The organism is Thermococcus sp. 101 C5, assembly GCF_009372125.1.
Taxonomy (GTDB): domain Archaea; phylum Methanobacteriota_B; class Thermococci; order Thermococcales; family Thermococcaceae; genus Thermococcus_A; species Thermococcus_A bergensis.
This window is the reverse complement of sequence record NZ_WHIZ01000053.1, coordinates 1-14294: the sequence shown is the minus strand read 5'-3', so window position 1 is coordinate 14294 and position 14294 is coordinate 1. Positions and strand designations below refer to the sequence as shown.

Genomic DNA, 14294 nt, shown 5'->3' with positions numbered 1-14294 from the left:
GGAATTCTGTATTCTTTTCCGACCCTGTATGCTTTAATCTCGCCGGCTTTGATTTTTCTGAGGAGTGTCGGCTTGCTAATGCCAAGGAGCTGTGCCGCTTTTCCCGTCCTATAAAGCTTCATACTGCACACCCCTATTACAAACAATGACACAAAATATATAAACTTTACGATTTTAACCATTTAGAAAACAGCCCATGGGCTTTGACTTCTTCCGGAAACTGATAAACCAAAAACCCCTTTGGTGCCTTTGAGCCAAACGTCAAAAGCTCCCTGTTGAGGGGGCTTTCAGCTATTGAGAATTCGTATCTGTGGATGAATAGGGGTTTTTCGAGCTTTGGTGCTACAGCAATATGGTCTGCATGTCCATGGGTTGAGAGAATGTAATCAATCTCGAGGTTTATTTTTCTCAGCTCCCGTCTGAGCTCTTTATGTCTTTTGCTCCCGTTTCCGGGGTCAACAATAACAACTTTTTCCCCGGCTTTTATCATTGTTGAAGGGCTCCCGGGGTAGAGATAGAGGTTTTCTCCAAGTTTCTCAAGAGCCATAAAATCACCTCAGCTTTTCCAGCTCATCAACAAGCTCCTTAAAATACGGGTAGAATTCACTCCTCTTCAAATACTTCAAAGCTCCCCAAAACTCATCCAGACCTTTTGACCCGGCTTTTTTGTATTCCCACGCCTGGAGAACCATTTCAAGCTTGTCTGCAAACTTGACGAGCCTTCCTTCCGGGCTTGTCTCCTCTTCGTACTCTTGGAAGAGCTTGAAGTACTCAACCCTTTCAACGCCGAGGATGTCCATCATGGCCTTTCTCTCGGCTTTCTTTTTGTCCACATATTTTTGTGCCTCAAGGGGCAGGTCGGTAATCCTCGCCTCGGCAAGGTCGTGAAGAAGGGCTATCTTCAGTGCCTTCTCAACGTTTATTTCCACTCCTCTCTTCTTTAGCTCGTCCCCTAAAAAGAGGGTTATAAAAGCCACCCTGAAGGCATGCTCTGCAACGCTCTCTGGATTTTGAACTCCTCTGAGCAGCCACCCCATTCTTGGAAGCTTTTTTAGCTTCCCAGCCTCCACAAAGAGGTTTAGCATTTTCATTCCTCCGTCACATAGAGGATTCTTTCTGTTTCAATGGCTTTAGCTATTATCCCATCTCCCAGGAACCTTCCATAAACTTTAACGGTCTCTCCCCTGCCTATGTTGGGAGTTCCGGGGAATTCTATTTTTAAGCCAGAAATGTGAAAAGTTGCCCTGTAGCTGGGCAGTTCCATAGGCAGGAACTCTATTTTTGGCTTGTCCTCTATAACCCCTTCTATTACTACATTTTTTCCTCTGAAGTTGCCGCTTTTGAGCTCGTCAATTGTGAGAACGTAATAGTAGTTGTGACCGAGCTTGATTTTCTTCACTCCCATCACCCTTATAACCTCACTATCGTGAAAATATTTGGGTGTGTGAGATGATAAAGGTTGCGATTATCGGTGCTGAAAACGTTGGTAAATCCACGCTCATGAATACCCTCTTGGGGAGAAAAATATCTGAAACACAGCCTATCCCGGGTACCACAAAAGGGGTCATCAAGAGGGCTTTTGGAACCGTTAAGATTCCCAAAACAATGAAGAACCCATTTGGGGGCGCTGACGAGCTGGTCTTAATTGATACTGCCGGACTGTATGATCCGCAGCACGAGCTTAGGGGGAAGGTTTTGAGTGAGGAGAAATTCAAGGAGCTCTTTAATGAAATTCTCTCGGCAGATGTAGTTATTCACATGATCGATGCTCAATATGGCCTCCACAGGGGGATGGAAAAACTCCACAATATCCTCAAATTCAGGTATGATAAGCCGATAATAGTGGTTATTAATAAAATAGACCTCGTGCCGAGGGAAAAAGCTGAAGAACTTAGAGAAATTATCAAGAAAAGACTTGAGCAAGAACCGGTACTGCTGTCACTGGTCACATATGAGGGGTTCAACGAACTTTTGGAAAAACTGGCACATTATGCTCAGTATGCCAGGAAGTCTTGATTGACTTTAAAATTTTCTCAAAACTCATTATCTCGTCCAAAATAGCATATTCTTTTGCCAGCTCTTCTGCCAGCTCTTCGGGGAGGCCGTTCTTAACTAGTGCCTTCTTAAACTTTCTTCTTGCCCTCTTAACTGTCCGTTTCATTCCTGCAAAGTTCCACAGCACCTTTGGGATTATTATCAGCAACCGAAGAGATGAAAAAAAGAGCGAAAACATCAAAGCTCCTCCTCAAATTCCTCCTCTTCCTCAATTTCTATCCCCCTTCTTCTTTTCTTCTTTCCAAGGTTCTGAAGTTCTTTAAGACCTTCAAGGTTTCCCATCTTTTCCTTCATGAATGCACCGACGATGGTTTTGATTACGTTCATGCTTTCCATGTATTCCTTTGTGAGTTCAAATGCCTTATCTGGATCCATTCCTGCACTTACAAGCTCTTTGTAAAAGTTTGCAACGTTTTTGCCGAATTTCTCTGCTTTTTCCGGATCATAAACATCGTTTAAGAGTTCTTTTATTGGGCCGAATATTGAGTCCATGATCTTTGGTAAGTGCTCCGAAACGGCTCCAAGAAGCTGTTGAACCTCTTCTACATCTTCTTTGTCTCCTCCCTTCTTTTTATATGCCTTAAGCATGTCTTCGAGCATTTCGATCTTTCTTTCGATAATCTCTATGTCCTCTTCGCTCTTAGCCTCCCGGAGCTCTTTTATGAGCTCTCTGATCGTTTCTTCTATGAAATTCTTTGCCTCTGTTTTGCTTTCAGTAGCTTCTTCAATTTTTTTCTTAATCTCTTCTCCAAATTTCTCATCAAATTCCATATCAATCACCTCAATAATTATTCTGTCTGGTCAAACTTAATTGGGATTCCGATCAAATCAAACCACTTATTGAGCACTTCCTTTTTGAGGGCATAGGCCTTTCCCTTCTCACCATCAACCTCTTCAACGACGTTGAGGTCAATTAACTGGTGAATCTTTTCTCTAACGGTATTCCTTGATGCTTTGCCCCTTCTCCGTTTTAATTCTTGGGTAATCTGGCTTATATTGGCCGTTTTTAAATCAAAGAGAATTCGCACGATTTCTCTTGCTATGGAGTCATGTCTTATCTCCGGCACGACTACATCTATTCCTAAACCCCCGTATTGGGCATATATGTTCATTAGTTTGAGATAGTTCTCTGCCAGCCTCGAAACTAACTCAAAACTGGTCATAAGTTCATTAAGAGTCTTTCTTAAAGTTTTGACTTCCTCTGAAAGCTTCTCGACATCCTGTTCTTCTGGCATCTTCATCCCACTATACTATATTATTGCTCAAATCATATAGGTTTTCTGATTAGAAATGACCACCACAATTACGAAATATATTTCTAATGTTTGTTTGGAATTTAGAGGTAATAAACTTTATGGTTATCAGAGGATTCTTTTTTGGAATGTTGCTGCTTCACATCTTGCACATTCTTTTTTGATTTTGGGTGTAGTTTCCTTCTCCCAAAACCTTCTCAAACCTTCGAAACCAAACATTTCGCATCACCAATAATTAATAGAGTGCTCAAACTACAAGGGGATACCGGTCAAAAATGAGCGTCGGGACACTTTGACTTGTTTCTCAAAAAAGAGAAAGATTCAGCACTCGCATATTTTCACAAAGAGTTTTCTCCTTCTCGGTCCGTCCAGCTCGGCAAAGATCACGCTCTGCCATGTTCCAAGCAGGAGTCTTCCGTCTTTTATTGGGATTGTAAGGCTTGGATTTAAGATAATACTCCTCAGATGGGAATGGGCGTTGCTGTCTATTCTGTTGTGTCTGTAACCCTTCCCCTTGGGAATAAAACTTTCAAAGAACTCTTTGACGTCTTCGAGCAGGCCGCTCTCGTTCTCGTTTATAAGTAGGGCTGTCGTTGTGTGCCTTGTAAAAATTACGGCTATTCCATCTTTTGTCCCTGACTCTCTTACCTTTTCCTCTATGATGGGCGTTACGTCAATAAGCTCAAACTCCTCCCTTGTTGGAATCTCAATCTCAAAGAGCATCTTCATCACCCAACTCCTCTGCTATCTTTCTTCTTGGTCCCTTTAGGTAGATGATATGGGAGACTCCATTTACGCCGTGCTCCGTTCTTGAGATTAAACGATGTTCTTTAAAGAACACGCTTCCAAGGGCGAGTTGAGAAGCCAAATCCCAAAGTCTGTGCTCCTGTTCACTAACTTTTTCAAAGCCGGGCAGTTTGTAGTATGTTCTTTTAAAGACGCCTCTAATTTGATCATAACCTTCGTGGACTGAGAGAAGGGTGTACTCATCTGTTTTGGTCTCAATAAGCATATCCTTGTATCCCGTCTGGTAGAATACGCCATAAACTCTGTCCAGCTCTTCAAGGAGAAAGACTCCATCGTTGCTTAGGGTTAAAGCAACGTTTCTGAACAGTTTCACCGCATCAAAGGCATCAAAGTGGGGCATTGTTAAGCCCCAGAGGAGAGCCACATCATGCTCGCCAACGAGCTTTGCCACCTCTTTTGCGTCTCCAACGACTATCCTTGGCTTTAAGTCTAAATCTGCAATTTCGACCCACTTTTCAACCTTTTTGAGGTCTTCTTCTCTCGCATCAAGAACGGTAAGTGCTTTTGCACCTGCTGCCTTTGCCATGGCAACTCCTGCTATACCCGTTCCCGCGCAAATATCGAGAATCCTTGGCTTATCGGGGATCAGTCCTTTGTTTTTGAGCTTTTCAAACACCTCCACGATTCGCCAAAATCTCAGCACCGCTCTTTCATCTTCGGGATCCATCCGCCAGTAGAGGTAGCGGTAAAGTTCTTCAAGGCTCATAAAAGTCCACCGAAAGACAATAATCAGCGGGCCAATTTAAGGGTTTTGTCCTCTCGGCTCCAAACCTTTTTAAATCCCCCGATGAACTCTCCCATCATGTATGCGCTCATCTACGGAAAAAATCCAAAGCTCAGTGAGGCCGAATTCTGGGCTTTTGTGAAGAGATTTGGGTTAAAAGTCAGTGTAGTTGAGAGCTCAAAAGACTGGGTAGTTTTTGAAAGTGATAAAAGTATAGAGCGGCTTTTCCGCAAGCTTGGTGGTTCTTTAAAGCTGATAAAAATCGTTGGAGAAGGAGAAGAAGCGATAAGAGACTTGGAGTATGCAAAGCTGTTCACTGTAAGCCTGTATGGAAAAGACGATTGGAAGCTCTGGAGGAAGCTTGGAAGTGCGATAAAGAAAAACTTCAAATCTCAAGGCCCGAGCAAATTTTTCAAGCCCGCGAAGGTCTATGCAATGCCTTCCGAGCTTATCTTGAAGGGATTTCCCGAGGTTAAGGATTTTGTCTTCATGTATGGGAAGAAGCTATACGTGGGAGAAACAGTGGCCATAACTGACCCATTTGAGCTCAAGAAACTTGATGTTGAGAGACCTGTGCAAAGAGCGATCTTTTCAATTCCGCCGCGTCTGGCGAGAATAATGGTGAATCTAAGCGAGGTCAGGCAGGGCAATTTCCTTGACCCCTTCTGCGGGATAGGGACGGTAGTGCAGGAGTTTTTGCTTCAGGGATTAAACGCCTACGGAAGTGACTCAAATCCAAAAGCCATTCATGGAGCTAAAGAAAACCTGAAATGGCTGAAGAAGGAGTTTAACGTAAAGAGAACGGCCCATCTTGAGGTCTGTGATGCGAGAAAGCTCAAGAGGTGCTTTAGAGTTAAGTTTGACGCTATTGTTACTGAGCCATACATGGGCAAGCCCTTAAAACACCACCCCACAAGAGGAGAAGCAATAAAGCTTGCTAACGAGCTTGATAGATTCTATTACCAGGTCTTTGACAGCTTTAGAGATGTTTTGAAGAGAAATGCTAGAGTCGTGTTTGTTTTTCCAGCTTACAGGCTCAGCGATGGGAGGCTCTATCGCAAGGACAGGAAGTGGCTCGAAAAGCTCGGCTTTGAAGTTTTGGGGAAGTACACGGACTTTGAGGAGCGGCACAGAGTTGTTAGGGATATTCATGTGTTGAGGTTTAAGGGTTAAATTGAGGTGTATCCGTTTTCCGCTTAACCTTTAGTTTGTTGTCATTCTGACTTAAGTTCCTGTCTAGTACCCAGAGTTCTCCCTCCAATAATTGGACTGAATTTCATCAATCCCAAAAATTTATAATCAGTATGATGAGCGGATATATGTACAAAAATATAGGCGAGGGAGTGATTACGATGTTTGAAACTGTGTTAAAATGTACACACTGTGGCAAAGAATACTCCTTGGCAAGCGGAATTTACAAATGTGAAAAATGCGGATCTCCTTTGGATGTGAAATACGATTACAGCGCAATAAGAGAAATTATAGAAGATAACGATGCATGGTTTAGGGAAGCGCCAAGACTGTGGAAGTACTGGATGTTCTACCCTGTTTCAAACCTCAGAAAGATTGTTAGCCTTAACGAGGGCGGTACGAGACTTTACAGAATGAAAAACCTTGAGGAGAAGCTGGGTTTTGGGAAGCTCTACGTCAAAAATGAAGGAGAAAACCCAACAGGAGCTTTCAAGGACAGGGGTTCGAGTGTGGAGATAACAAAGGCCCTCGAATTCCACGCAAGAAAAGTTGTTGTGGCTTCAACAGGGAACATGGCAGCCAGTGTTTCCGCTTATGGTTCCAAGGCAGGCCTTGAAGTAACAATAGTGGTTCCAGAAGGAACTCCCGTTGGAAAGCTCGTCCAAGCGGTTGTTTACGGGGCGAAGATAAAAATCCATGGAAGCACCTACGATGAAGCTTTAGCGGAAAGCGAGAGGATGGCAAGGGAGGAGGGCTATTACCTTACCGGCAACTACCACTATAGAGTTGAAGGTCAAAAGAGCACAGGCTTTGAAATCTTCGATCAGTTCAGGTTTGACGCTCCCGACTGGATTGTTGTGCCAATTGGTGCCGGGACTCACTTAAGGGCCATCTGGAAGGCTGCAAAGGAGTTCTACGAAGTTGGGCTTATTGAAAAGCTGCCGAAGATTGCCGGAGTTCAAATTGAGGGCTACGATGCAATAGTTAGGGCTTGGAAAGAGAAGAAGCCAATTGAGCCAATAAAGGCAAAACAGCCGACAGTTGCCTCTGCCATAGCAGTTAAAGCTCCGGTGGATGGAGAGAACGTTTTGAGGGCTATTGACGAGAGCGGAGGCTACCTTGGCACGGTAACAAATGAGGAAGCTCTGAACGCAGGCTTAATGCTCGGAAAAGAGGGCCTCTTCGTGGAGCCTTCCTCAGCAACAGCCCTTGCCCTTGCCAAAAACATGAGAGAAGAGGGGATAATAGATAAAGACGAAAGTGTCGTTGTGGTTGCAACAGGGCATGGTTTGAAGGACATAAAAACATGGGAAAGCTTTATTAGCCTTTAATCTTTTATTTATTTGGTGGGGCGATGCTCTACGAAGAAAAGCGCTTCAGCAGGTTTGTCTTTTTTCTTACACTTCCAGCGTATATTGGTCTTTTAGCAGGACTTTGGGCTTCGTACTATGAAGGTGAAGGCTTTGAAATAATGATGATAGTCTTTGTTGCCGTGGTGTTGGTTTTGGTTGACGTGCTATCCTTTAGGATTGAGATAGATGAACGGGAAATACGACTTCGGGGAACCTTTGGGGTTATTCTTAGAAAGACAATAAAAATCGAGGACATTGAGAGCTTTGAAGTTAAAGAGGGCTGGATAAACTGCTGGGCCCCAATAAGGTTCAATTTTCCAGCTAAAGGCTGCGTAATCATACACAAAAAGGGGCTTGACGTCGCTTTCACAACCGACAATCCCGAAGAAATTGCCATGGTCTTAGCTACTCTTGGCGTTCTACGAGCAGCTTAGTGCCCCTAACCTCCACGATTCTTACCTTTTCACCCTTTTTTGCCTCCCCGTTTATGCATTCAGCTATCCACAGTTCGTTTCCCACTTTTACGACGCCTTTTGGGTTTAAATCTTCAACCACGATAGCTTCTTTTCCAATCAGTGCTTCTGGCCCAACTTCCACCCTTTTCTCAAAAACCTCCCAGAGGAACTTGACGGCAATGACGTCTTTGAAGATAAGAAAACCTATTACAGCAAGAGCGGGCTTTAAAGGCACGTTTATGCCAGCTCTCGGCAAAATAAAGAAGAGAAATGCTCCAACAACTATCTCGTCTGCGAGTATGCTTATGATTTTGAGGATGTTTTTAACGTAGTCCTTCATAACTCACACCCCTAAGTTGGGCAAACCGCCGTAGAGGAGCATAAGAAGCCCTACAAAAACCGGCTGGTGGATGATATAGATCTTTAGGGTGTTCCTCCCCATGAAGCAGATGAACTCAAGGATGGGGTTTTTTGGGGTATTTATCTTGAGCTTTCTTCTTCCATTGGGATAAATCAACGCGCCCACTGCCGTTCCCAAAAGGAAAACTCCAAACCACGGAAATATTGGGAAGTAGTCCAGAGTAAAGAACTCGTGAGGAGTGATCCCCAGGGGAAGAAGGAGCAAAGTGTCGGCGTGAACGTTCTTTACAACCTGGCCTCCCAAAAGAAAGAGAACTGCGGGAAAGATGTTTTTCCATCCAAGAGAATAGAAGGGAATCACGAGCAAACTCGCTATGCCCAGGAAGTGCAGAACTCCAAAATAGATTGTCCCTTTCTCCAGCAGAAGATAGGTAGTAAGGGTTATGAGCAAGCCAAGGCCAAAGAGCTTTGCAAACCTCAACAAATACTTCTTGGGAGTTTTATTTCCTCTTGCATGGCTTATCCACAGTGAGAGCCCTGAAATCGAGACAAAGAGGGATGCGGTTGCATAAGCAAAGAGCTTCCAGAAGAGCCTGTGCTCTGAATAGCCCAGAAAGAACTGCAGATCTGTGACAAAGTTGGATATTAACATCATGATTAACGCTATTCCCCGGACAAAGTCAACCTCCCAAAAGCGCTTTGAATAAATTTCACTGCCGAACATCAAAGGATATAAACTTCGAGGCTTATTTAAGTTTGGTGTTTGCATGGAGAGGGTTAAACTTAGGCTTCTGTTTTTCAGCTTGGCAGTTTTAATGATAACGCAGCCTGGAGCAATAGCCTTTGCCAATTTTGATGCCCCTTATGGGTTTTACAAGGATTTGTCTGCATGGCTCTCCGCCTATCTCGGGGGTGCTTTGATTTTAATGGGATACGGAATCTTAAAGCGGAAAGAACTTGGGACTAAATTCCTTTCTCTCTATGGGCTTCATTATGTGGTTTTATTTGCTTTTGCGTATTTTTTGGAGCTGAAGGTTATTGGCGATATTAACCCCTCATTTTCTGTTGTAAATTTGCTCTCCTTAAGCATCCTTGGCTTTCTGCTTAGCCTGATGCTCTTTCTCCCGGCCATCTTTTCACCACCCTATTACCCCTATGATGCACCCCTACTCCTAATCCAGTTTGCACTCTGGATTGCTTCCTTTTACATCTTTCTTAGGTTCAGAGAGCTTGAAAAAGAGAAAATATTGACCGTCTACAGAATTTTCCTGGGTTTAATGCTGTTTTCAATTTTCTTTGGCTTTCTCAAAGTTGCCGAGGTGTTTGGATGAGGATTATTAAAACCAAAGCAAAAAGCATCTACACAAAAAGTGGAATTCCCGGGGTTGATTGGGTTATAAACCAATACGTTGGCTGTCAATTTGCGTGTAAATACTGCTACGCGAAGTTCATCTGCAGATGGAAGCCCTATGGCGAGTGGGGAACATGGGTGGAGGTAAAGACCAACGCCTCTGAGCTTGCGAGGAAGAGGGTTTACGGAGAGGTCTTCATGTCGAGCATCTCCGATCCTTATCAGCCCGTAGAGAAGGAGCTCAAGCTAACGAGAAGAACCCTTGAGATGATGAACAAGAGAAACAAGCTCAGCATTCTAACCAAATCACCGCTTGTGGTTAGAGACATCGACCTTTTCAAGCTCTTCGACGAAATCGAGGTCGGATTGACAATAAACAGCTTCGAGGGGAAGGAAAAGCAACTCATAGAGCCCTTTACTCCTTCGCAGAAGCTTAGGATAGACGCTCTAAAGACACTTAGAGAGGAGGGAGTGAGAAACTACGCCTTCATAAGCCCGATTATCCTGGGGATCACTGACGTGGAGGAGATAATAAGGGAAACAAGGGGCTTCGCTGATTCTTACTTTTTCGAAGTGCTCAACCTGAAAGCTGCTGGCAGGGAGTTTCGAGAATTGCTAAGGGAAAATTTCCCCGAAAGCTACGAAGTTATGGTTGACGAGAATAAGTTCTGGCGCTTCGTTAAAGAGCTCATAGAGCTCATAAAACGGCTTAACGTAAGGACAGATGGAATTGAAGTCCACAGGAAAGGCTGGGAGTTCATAGAGGTGAAGTGAATGAGAATAGCTCGAGCGGGCGATTTCTGGATGGAAATTCCCAATGTTAGGTATTCCTTCTTTGACACTCCATACATAGGACACAGGCTTGGAAGAGCCGTTGATGTGTACTTTGAAGATAAGGCACTATTCCCCTTCGAAGAGGGAAAGCTGGTTGAAGTGAAAAAGATAAAAACTCCCCGGTACATTTCAGTCGAACATGATTACCTTACCCTCTTTAAGGTGGGAGATTTCTGTCTGAAGGTTCTTCATGTTAAGCCAGAGCTTGAGGTTGGGGAGAGAGTTACTCTCGGTGATGAGATTGGGAGGCTCATCTATTCAGGATTTTTCTCGCCATGGAGCGACAAACATGCTCATTTCGAGCTCAGAAGGTGCGAGGACCCTTACAGGGCAAGAGGGGGCTTAGTTGTTTTCCCTAAGGTTATGTCCCTTGTTCCTACTGCAAAGGGAATAGAATTTGAAGTTGTTGAAAAAACCTCCCAATATCTCTGGCTTAAACCCCTGAAGAGAGGAAAAGAAGGAATGACTCCCTTTGGAAACGTTGAAGGGGGTTTACCCCATTATCGCTACGGAGCGATTTTCAACGGAAGTGAAGCGAGGCTTTTTGGAAGGGTCGTGAAAGCTGAAGAAATTCTCGAAAACCGTGCTGGAATCTTTAAAGCGAACTTTGGAGTTCTTGCAAATGGAAAAATGGTTAAGGGAGTCGGAGTTTACTGCAACGAGGGGAGGGTTAAGCTTATCGGGGGAGAGTTTGAAGTGGGGGATGTTGTGGAGCTTGTAATAGTTTAACTGTAAAAAAAGCAGAAAAGTAAAAACTCAGTAAGGAAGGTCATAGTGCTTGACCACTATCTCGTCTATCCCTATTTTTTCTAAAGCACTCAACGGAACCTGCATTGACACTTGAACTATTCCCGGAAGCCTTCCGATCTCCACGGCACCGCTTATCGTTACTCTGTTTCTAACTTCTTCTACGCTCATTCCAAAGAGCTTTGCAGCTCTTTCAAAACCTCTCATTGCAGCTTCGTTTATAGTTGGTCCTGAACCAATAATCTGCACTGGAGCCACGGGCTCGGGTTCAATTCCAAACCTTCTTGCCAATGTCTGGACTTTCTCCCATTCGTCTTTTCTCCATGGCTTTGCGAGTGGAGGCAGGTCTTCCTCAGGGGGTAGCAATATTGGGCCATCCAGATTTACGTTTTTGACAACCGAAACTTCAAGAACACTCTCTGCAGTTACATCGGTTGTATGCCCCGCTACCTCTCCATCTCCCTGCATTGCATGAGCGTCTCCGGCGTAAATTCCTCCTCCTTTGACCTTTACAGGTGCTATCAGTATGCTTCCTTCCCTGACTGAATCAACGTCCAAATGCCCATCGGTTAGCTTTGTCTCGTAGTCTTCCTTGGTTATCCCGTATGGATGGGGAGCGTTGATTAGGAATGAGCCAAAATCCCCGGCATTGTGGGAGTCCGGGATGTCTACAGCTGGAACCGTTCCAAGCTGTCCCAAGAAAGGTCTCATCCTTGAGGGAACTCCAACTATATCTGCCTTGGCGAAGATTAGTATCGGCACCTGCTTTGAATTCTTGGGAAGAGCGTGCCACTCCCATGCATCTTTGGCTATCATCTCGGCGGTTTCCTTGTTTACGGTAACTCCAACTCCAAGGTTGTGATCAAAAACCATTGTATAGCCGTTGACCATCTTGAAGGGAGAAGTCGGCGAGCCGCAGTTCTTGCACCTCACTGCATCTTCCCCTATGCCAACAACCTCAAATTCGGGCCATGGCTCGTTACAGCTTGGACATTTCTTTGCGACGTATGGGTCTCCAACAAACGCTCCTTCTCTAGCGACATCAACGCCTGAAGAAGCTGCTTTTGAGAGAACCTTTATGCTCTTTATCTTAATCACTATGCCGTCCCCAATCTCTGCCCCTTCTACCGCAACCGGCATGTTGACTTCATGTCCTCCCCTGATTGTGGGAGTGATCATCGGGCCCCAGCATCCGGGGGCTGTGCGAAAGATTATTTTTCCTCCGTCTGCTACGGGGCCGAGCATCTTTGAGTGTGGCCCAATTATGCCGTTTGTTTGTATGTCGTTAAAAATCTCATCTTCAACTACCATAGAAACCACCAACTCTTATCTTCAAGGTGAAAAGATAAAAACGTTTTGATTTTGACAAACTTAAATCTATTTGGGTTATTTTTCAATGTCAGAACAGCTTCAAGTATTTCTGAACTTATCGATAGGGGTATATACTTTGAAGTCAAGTTCTATATTGGTGAGAACATGAGGAAAGAGTTCGTGCTCATTAGTTTGCTGATCTTTGTTCCATTGGCCAGTGCATGCTACAATCCAATGGACTCGTTAGCTGTGGAGGTTCGCCTTAACAGGCCTGGCATTTATTATGACCTTACTCCACTAAAAAATGCAGAAAACGTAATAATCGACGATGGAAGCATAATCTACCGCTCTCACTATGACGAAAGAGTTGCAGTTATTCTAAAAGAGGTTAACTCCTCTCTGTGGATTAGAATTCAAATACCTGCGAAGAGCTTTGAATCCACTTACGCCCATGCTTCATTTGAATCCCCCTTGCTGATTTCCAACGAAAGCTTTGAGCGGATTAAGGCTCTGGGCTGGGAAGTTAAGAACTACACCTTTAGAAAAGGGTCTCTCTACGTCCGGATAAGCCCGAGAAACGGTGGCGAATGCAAGAGCGACTCGGACTGTGCCGTCGGCGGATGCTCCGGAGAGGTCTGCACAACAAGGGAGCTCGCAAAAGAGATAGTCACACCGTGCGTATACAAGGAGTGGTACGGGTGTTTGAGATTAACGAGCTGCGGCTGTTATAACGGCTTCTGCACATGGAAGCCTAATCCAGATTTTGAAAAATGCCTGAAAGAGCATGGCATTGATCCTTCCAAAGTTATTAAGCTCCCCCTTGCCGAAGTCTACATAGCCGACTATGGGAAAGAGAAGCCGAGTGAAGAAGACATTGGTGAGCTTAGAGAACTTTTTGAAGTGCTTGGTATCTCATGCGCTTTTGACAAGCTGCAGTTTAAATCCGGGACTATTGACACTCCAGTAGGGATTATAGATCCTTACTCCTTCAACTTCAGCGAAGCCCTTAGAGTAGAGCTCGAATGGCTGAGGGAGAACGGAATAATAGCGGTGGGTGATGAAGACATCTCGGCAATCGTGAATGTTGCAGAGGGAGGCAAAGCGGGCTACAACTCCCACATAGGCTGGTATAAGAAAAACGGGGTCTACACGTGGATTCCCTACGATGAGAGCGACAGTCCTCTCTTGCTCAAGTGCGTTGGAGAGCCTTTCAACGTAACGTTGCCGAGCGGGAAGGCTGTTATCGGGTCATCATACACTTCATCCACCCCTGGAAGCTCGAACACTACTTCACAGAGTGCAGCTCAAAATGGAGTTTGCGGACCGGGAGCTTTTGCTGGACTTCTTCTCTTCCCCTTGCTCTTCAGGAGGAAGTGAGGTTTTTGGCTTTTATTTTTTCTATTGGGATCAAGACACTGTCAGGATAAGCAGTGGGACGTTAGGTTTAAGTTTCTGATACCTCTTCAGAAAAGGGGAGAGAAATGAGGACTGAAACCATTATTTACTTACTGGTTTCAGTCTTAAAAACCTTTCGCCGGAACAGGGCGTGTTTATAGTAACCTTTATTAGGGTTTTTGCTGAATTCTTTCGGGTGGTTGTCGTGATCCCCAGATGGGATCACAGACTCAAAGACCCTGAAAGCGTGGCATTCGCAATTCTTGACGTTTTAGCAGACTTCGAATCAGAAGGAAAGCTGAAGAACCTGCCAAAATCCAAAAAATTTCCAGTAAAAACAATACTGGCAATACTCCTCTTTAAACAATACTACAACCTACCTCTCAGAGACGCCCAGCACTACGGCAGAAAATTCTTCGGAGCAAACATTCACTACTCAACCCTCCACAACTGGGAGAA

At 44.5% G+C, this 14294-nt stretch carries 20 protein-coding genes and 1 pseudogene; 9 read left to right on the top strand and 12 right to left on the bottom strand.

Features of this window, described 5'->3' with window-relative positions:
* From GBV73_RS08280 to GBV73_RS08265, 4 genes and pseudogenes are all read right to left on the bottom strand, one after another.
* Nucleotides 1-122, bottom strand: a 122-nt coding sequence (locus GBV73_RS08280; protein ID WP_152880586.1) for an excisionase family DNA-binding protein, incomplete at its 3' end; no start/stop codon positions are given.
* A 65-nt stretch (nucleotides 123-187) separates the two neighbouring features.
* Nucleotides 188-547: pseudogene (locus GBV73_RS08275) on the bottom strand (MBL fold metallo-hydrolase); the annotation flags it as partial.
* Between the two features lie 4 nt (nucleotides 548-551).
* Nucleotides 552-1085 carry an HD family hydrolase gene (locus GBV73_RS08270; RefSeq protein ID WP_042697403.1) on the bottom strand — a complete coding sequence of 178 codons (534 nt, stop codon included), beginning with the start codon at nucleotides 1083-1085 and terminating at the stop codon, nucleotides 552-554.
* Nucleotides 1086-1087: 2 nt separating this feature from the next.
* A complete protein-coding gene (locus tag GBV73_RS08265; RefSeq protein WP_152880683.1) occupies nucleotides 1088-1405 on the bottom strand; it encodes a GTP-binding protein in 318 nt (105 codons plus the stop codon).
* Between the two features lie 44 nt (nucleotides 1406-1449).
* On the opposite strand from GBV73_RS08265, the gene GBV73_RS08260 reads away from it, so the two are divergent.
* A complete protein-coding gene (locus GBV73_RS08260; protein WP_152880677.1) occupies nucleotides 1450-2016 on the top strand; it encodes an Era-like GTP-binding protein in 567 nt (188 codons plus the stop codon).
* Here GBV73_RS08260 and GBV73_RS08255 read toward each other — a convergent pair.
* The 5 genes from GBV73_RS08255 to GBV73_RS08235 form a co-directional block, all read right to left on the bottom strand.
* Nucleotides 1961-2233 (bottom strand): hypothetical protein, encoded by a 273-nt coding sequence (locus GBV73_RS08255; protein ID WP_152880675.1) that lies wholly within the window; start codon nucleotides 2231-2233, stop codon nucleotides 1961-1963. The two genes, GBV73_RS08260 and GBV73_RS08255, sit on opposite strands and share 56 nt — an antisense overlap.
* On the bottom strand, nucleotides 2233-2826 hold the full coding sequence (locus GBV73_RS08250; RefSeq protein ID WP_152880673.1) for a hypothetical protein: 594 nt from the start codon (nucleotides 2824-2826) through the stop codon (nucleotides 2233-2235). Before GBV73_RS08250 ends, GBV73_RS08255 begins: the two co-directional genes overlap by 1 nt.
* A 17-nt stretch (nucleotides 2827-2843) precedes the next feature.
* Nucleotides 2844-3290, bottom strand: coding sequence for a hypothetical protein (locus GBV73_RS08245; protein ID WP_042697411.1), 447 nt, complete (start codon nucleotides 3288-3290; stop codon nucleotides 2844-2846).
* Nucleotides 3291-3629: 339 nt separating this feature from the next.
* Nucleotides 3630-4031 (bottom strand): secondary thiamine-phosphate synthase enzyme YjbQ, encoded by a 402-nt coding sequence (locus GBV73_RS08240; protein WP_042697414.1) that lies wholly within the window; start codon nucleotides 4029-4031, stop codon nucleotides 3630-3632.
* The gene (locus tag GBV73_RS08235) at nucleotides 4021-4821 is read right to left on the bottom strand and encodes a class I SAM-dependent methyltransferase (protein ID WP_152880671.1); all 801 of its coding nucleotides are present in this window, start codon (nucleotides 4819-4821) and stop codon (nucleotides 4021-4023) included. The genes GBV73_RS08240 and GBV73_RS08235 overlap by 11 nt, the downstream gene beginning before the upstream one ends.
* 96 nt (nucleotides 4822-4917) lie before the next feature.
* Between GBV73_RS08235 and GBV73_RS08230 the strand changes: the two genes are divergently transcribed.
* The 3 genes from GBV73_RS08230 to GBV73_RS08220 all read left to right on the top strand — a co-directional run bounded on the left by GBV73_RS08230 (nucleotide 4918) and on the right by GBV73_RS08220 (nucleotide 7816).
* Entirely contained in the window at nucleotides 4918-6012 is a 1095-nt protein-coding gene (locus GBV73_RS08230; RefSeq protein ID WP_042697420.1) for a TRM11 family methyltransferase, read from the top strand.
* Nucleotides 6013-6158: 146 nt separating this feature from the next.
* Nucleotides 6159-7361 carry a threonine synthase gene (gene thrC, locus GBV73_RS08225; protein ID WP_253910334.1) on the top strand — a complete coding sequence of 401 codons (1203 nt, stop codon included), beginning with the start codon at nucleotides 6159-6161 and terminating at the stop codon, nucleotides 7359-7361.
* Nucleotides 7362-7384: 23 nt separating this feature from the next.
* The gene (locus tag GBV73_RS08220; RefSeq protein ID WP_152880669.1) at nucleotides 7385-7816 is read left to right on the top strand and encodes a hypothetical protein; all 432 of its coding nucleotides are present in this window, start codon (nucleotides 7385-7387) and stop codon (nucleotides 7814-7816) included.
* Here the strand turns inward: GBV73_RS08220 and GBV73_RS08215 are convergent.
* Both GBV73_RS08215 and GBV73_RS08210 read right to left on the bottom strand, forming a co-directional pair.
* A complete protein-coding gene (locus tag GBV73_RS08215) occupies nucleotides 7788-8177 on the bottom strand; it encodes an NfeD family protein (protein ID WP_042697426.1) in 390 nt (129 codons plus the stop codon). The two genes, GBV73_RS08220 and GBV73_RS08215, sit on opposite strands and share 29 nt — an antisense overlap.
* Nucleotides 8178-8180: 3 nt before the next feature.
* Nucleotides 8181-8921 carry a heparan-alpha-glucosaminide N-acetyltransferase gene (locus GBV73_RS08210; protein WP_152880667.1) on the bottom strand — a complete coding sequence of 247 codons (741 nt, stop codon included), beginning with the start codon at nucleotides 8919-8921 and terminating at the stop codon, nucleotides 8181-8183.
* A gap of 43 nt (nucleotides 8922-8964) precedes the next feature.
* Between GBV73_RS08210 and GBV73_RS08205 the strand changes: the two genes are divergently transcribed.
* From GBV73_RS08205 to GBV73_RS08195, 3 genes are read left to right on the top strand one after another with little or no spacing between them, the layout of a single operon-like run.
* The gene (locus GBV73_RS08205; RefSeq protein ID WP_152880665.1) at nucleotides 8965-9528 is read left to right on the top strand and encodes a hypothetical protein; all 564 of its coding nucleotides are present in this window, start codon (nucleotides 8965-8967) and stop codon (nucleotides 9526-9528) included.
* Nucleotides 9525-10322 carry a radical SAM protein gene (locus tag GBV73_RS08200; RefSeq protein ID WP_152880662.1) on the top strand — a complete coding sequence of 266 codons (798 nt, stop codon included), beginning with the start codon at nucleotides 9525-9527 and terminating at the stop codon, nucleotides 10320-10322. Before GBV73_RS08205 ends, GBV73_RS08200 begins: the two co-directional genes overlap by 4 nt.
* The gene (locus tag GBV73_RS08195; protein ID WP_152880660.1) at nucleotides 10323-11111 is read left to right on the top strand and encodes a hypothetical protein; all 789 of its coding nucleotides are present in this window, start codon (nucleotides 10323-10325) and stop codon (nucleotides 11109-11111) included.
* Between the two features lie 27 nt (nucleotides 11112-11138).
* On the opposite strand, the gene GBV73_RS08190 is transcribed toward GBV73_RS08195, so the two are convergent.
* Nucleotides 11139-12440 carry an acetamidase/formamidase family protein gene (locus tag GBV73_RS08190; protein WP_152880679.1) on the bottom strand — a complete coding sequence of 434 codons (1302 nt, stop codon included), beginning with the start codon at nucleotides 12438-12440 and terminating at the stop codon, nucleotides 11139-11141.
* Between the two features lie 165 nt (nucleotides 12441-12605).
* Between GBV73_RS08190 and GBV73_RS08185 the strand changes: the two genes are divergently transcribed.
* Nucleotides 12606-13817 (top strand): CGP-CTERM-anchored Cys-rich protein, encoded by a 1212-nt coding sequence (locus tag GBV73_RS08185; protein ID WP_152880658.1) that lies wholly within the window; start codon nucleotides 12606-12608, stop codon nucleotides 13815-13817.
* 169 nt (nucleotides 13818-13986) lie between these two features.
* Nucleotides 13987-14294, top strand: a 308-nt coding sequence (locus GBV73_RS08180) for a hypothetical protein (protein WP_152878962.1), incomplete at its 3' end; no start/stop codon positions are given.

Bases quoted from the DNA above. Each gene is read 5' to 3' on its own strand.
- GBV73_RS08210 (WP_152880667.1), bottom strand. From the start codon at position 8,921: ATGTTCGGCAGTGAAATTTATTCAAAGCGCTTTTGGGAGGTTGACTTT.
- GBV73_RS08190 (WP_152880679.1), bottom strand. From the start codon at position 12,440: ATGGTAGTTGAAGATGAGATTTTTAACGACATACAAACAAACGGCATA.
- GBV73_RS08220 (WP_152880669.1), top strand. From the start codon at position 7,385: ATGCTCTACGAAGAAAAGCGCTTCAGCAGGTTTGTCTTTTTTCTTACA.
- GBV73_RS08260 (WP_152880677.1), top strand. From the start codon at position 1,450: ATGATAAAGGTTGCGATTATCGGTGCTGAAAACGTTGGTAAATCCACG.
- GBV73_RS08205 (WP_152880665.1), top strand. From the start codon at position 8,965: ATGGAGAGGGTTAAACTTAGGCTTCTGTTTTTCAGCTTGGCAGTTTTA.
- GBV73_RS08250 (WP_152880673.1), bottom strand. From the start codon at position 2,826: ATGGAATTTGATGAGAAATTTGGAGAAGAGATTAAGAAAAAAATTGAA.
- GBV73_RS08265 (WP_152880683.1), bottom strand. From the start codon at position 1,405: ATGGGAGTGAAGAAAATCAAGCTCGGTCACAACTACTATTACGTTCTC.
- GBV73_RS08185 (WP_152880658.1), top strand. From the start codon at position 12,606: ATGAGGAAAGAGTTCGTGCTCATTAGTTTGCTGATCTTTGTTCCATTG.
- GBV73_RS08240 (WP_042697414.1), bottom strand. From the start codon at position 4,031: ATGCTCTTTGAGATTGAGATTCCAACAAGGGAGGAGTTTGAGCTTATT.
- GBV73_RS08245 (WP_042697411.1), bottom strand. From the start codon at position 3,290: ATGCCAGAAGAACAGGATGTCGAGAAGCTTTCAGAGGAAGTCAAAACT.
- GBV73_RS08270 (WP_042697403.1), bottom strand. From the start codon at position 1,085: ATGCTAAACCTCTTTGTGGAGGCTGGGAAGCTAAAAAAGCTTCCAAGA.
- GBV73_RS08255 (WP_152880675.1), bottom strand. From the start codon at position 2,233: ATGTTTTCGCTCTTTTTTTCATCTCTTCGGTTGCTGATAATAATCCCA.
- thrC (WP_253910334.1), top strand. From the start codon at position 6,159: ATGTACAAAAATATAGGCGAGGGAGTGATTACGATGTTTGAAACTGTG.
- GBV73_RS08215 (WP_042697426.1), bottom strand. From the start codon at position 8,177: ATGAAGGACTACGTTAAAAACATCCTCAAAATCATAAGCATACTCGCA.
- GBV73_RS08230 (WP_042697420.1), top strand. From the start codon at position 4,918: ATGTATGCGCTCATCTACGGAAAAAATCCAAAGCTCAGTGAGGCCGAA.
- GBV73_RS08235 (WP_152880671.1), bottom strand. From the start codon at position 4,821: ATGAGCCTTGAAGAACTTTACCGCTACCTCTACTGGCGGATGGATCCC.
- GBV73_RS08200 (WP_152880662.1), top strand. From the start codon at position 9,525: ATGAGGATTATTAAAACCAAAGCAAAAAGCATCTACACAAAAAGTGGA.
- GBV73_RS08195 (WP_152880660.1), top strand. From the start codon at position 10,323: ATGAGAATAGCTCGAGCGGGCGATTTCTGGATGGAAATTCCCAATGTT.